Here is a 1,704-nt window from a genome sequence, read left to right on the forward strand (position 1 = left end):
CGCGCCGTACGGCGAGCGCGGCCCCGGGTCGGGCGGTGCCATGCCCTGGGGACCGGCCGGTGGTGCGCCCTGCGGCCCGCCGGCGACGAACGGGTCCACCGGAGCCTGGGGCCCCGTCGGTGGCCCATTCTGCGGCCCGCCGGCGACGAGCTGGTCCGCCGGGTTCTGGGGGCCCGTGGAGTTCCCCGGCTCGAACGCTGGCGTGCGCCGGTCGTCCTGCGGCGGACCCCCGGGCGCGCGGTTGTCTTCCGTCATCACCTGACTCCTTGCCGACCGCGCATGGACCTGTCGTCGTCTCCCCAACTATGGCGCGTGAGGTATGTGGCGAGCATAAGCGACCTTGCCGGTGAAACCCGCCGGTTCGCGGCTTCACCCCCCGCAGGCGAAACAACGTCGAATCCCCATAGCAAAGGGGATCTACACAGATCAGTCAAATGGGTTGGCCCATGAAGTGAGCCGGTCGAGCCCACGGCGGAGACGCCCCCAGAAACCGGTCTCGCCGTGCGGCAGCGCGGCCACCACGCTGTCGACGACCGGGGGCGGCGCGTCGGCGAGGACGGTGAACACGTAGCCCCGGCTCGCCCACATGGCGCGTTGCTGCATGGTGTCGCTCAGGTAGACGGTGCGGCCGCCCCGGGTCGCCTTGTGCCAGCTGGCGACGCTGCCGGCGTCGAGCGTGCCGCGCTGGAGGAAGACCGAGACCACCGAGAGCCCGTCGGAGTAGCTGAGGTGCACGACCGGGCCGTGGCCGTCGAGCTGCCGCGCGTCGTACAGGCTGAGGCGGTCGGGCAGGCCGTCGCGGACCGGCCAGCCGCGGTAGCGCAGCGATCCGAGGTCGGCGCTCGCGAGCTGGTGCGCCCAGGGCGCCTCGACGGTGTGCGGCGTGGACGCCATGAGGAGCTGCGCCTTGGGGGCGGTCGGCCGGATCTCGGTGAAGAACGTGAGGTTGACCTCGCGGCCCTGCTGGTCGAGCAGCTCGCGCCGGAGCATGAGCCCGGTCTGGCGGTCGATGTGGAAGCGGCCCGCCGCGCTGCCGTCGGCGCGCCGCGCCTCGATCACGGACGTGGCGCGCCCGGACACCTCACCCTGGCCGGCGCGCACGACCGCGTAGTTGCGCGCCAGCAGGTCGAGCATCTTCGGGGTGTAGCCGGTGAGCCCGCCGGTGTGCTCGGAGTCGTCGGCCTCGAACATCTGGCCGCCCTGGTCGGCGGTGGTGCTCTGCACGCGCATGTGGGTGCCGTCGCCGGGGATGTGGACGACCTTGACCAGGGAGGTCGTCGCCATCCCGCTGCGGCTCCACGCGGTGACGAACTGCGTGCCCTCGTACGGCGTCGTGCGCGCCGCGCCCTCGGCGCCGCGCAGCAGCCGCAGCGCCTCGGGGTCGGACTGGAGCCGCGCGCCGCTCGCCGTGTCACCGGTCGTCACGAACCACAGCATGAGAAGCGCGGCGGCGATGCCTCCTGCCATCCACGAGTTGCGCGAGATCCGATGAGTCACGGGCTATCGCTGGTCTTCTCTGCCGGCTTGGGGTCGGTCAGGGGAACGTCGCCCGACGTCAGAGCGTGTTCGACCGCGAACTGCTCGACCGAGGGAGCCACGCGCGGCAGCGAGCGTGGGTCCGAGCCCGCGGCGAACGCCGCGGAGCCGATGCCGAGCACGGCCAGGGTCGCGGCGCCGGCGAGGAGATAACGGCCGCGCGGCAGA

1 protein-coding gene and 2 pseudogenes are annotated in these 1,704 nt (G+C 72.8%); all 3 read right to left on the reverse strand.

Translation table 11 applies throughout. The features are described from left to right. Positions 1-255: pseudogene (locus tag ACFFNX_RS49270) on the reverse strand (hypothetical protein); the annotation flags it as partial. 171 nt (positions 256-426) lie between these two features. Continuing rightward, the gene (locus ACFFNX_RS49275) at positions 427-1,497 is read right to left on the reverse strand and encodes a sigma-E factor regulatory protein RseB domain-containing protein (protein WP_378213385.1); all 1,071 of its coding nucleotides are present in this window, start codon (positions 1,495-1,497) and stop codon (positions 427-429) included. Further along, positions 1,494-1,704 (reverse strand): annotated as a pseudogene (locus ACFFNX_RS49280) (hypothetical protein); the annotation flags it as partial. The pseudogene ACFFNX_RS49280 and the gene ACFFNX_RS49275, both read right to left, overlap by 4 nt.

The sequence above is a fragment of the Actinoallomurus acaciae genome (genome assembly GCF_042429965.1).
In the GTDB taxonomy this organism is placed as follows: Bacteria; Actinomycetota; Actinomycetes; order Streptosporangiales; family Streptosporangiaceae; genus Actinoallomurus; species Actinoallomurus acaciae.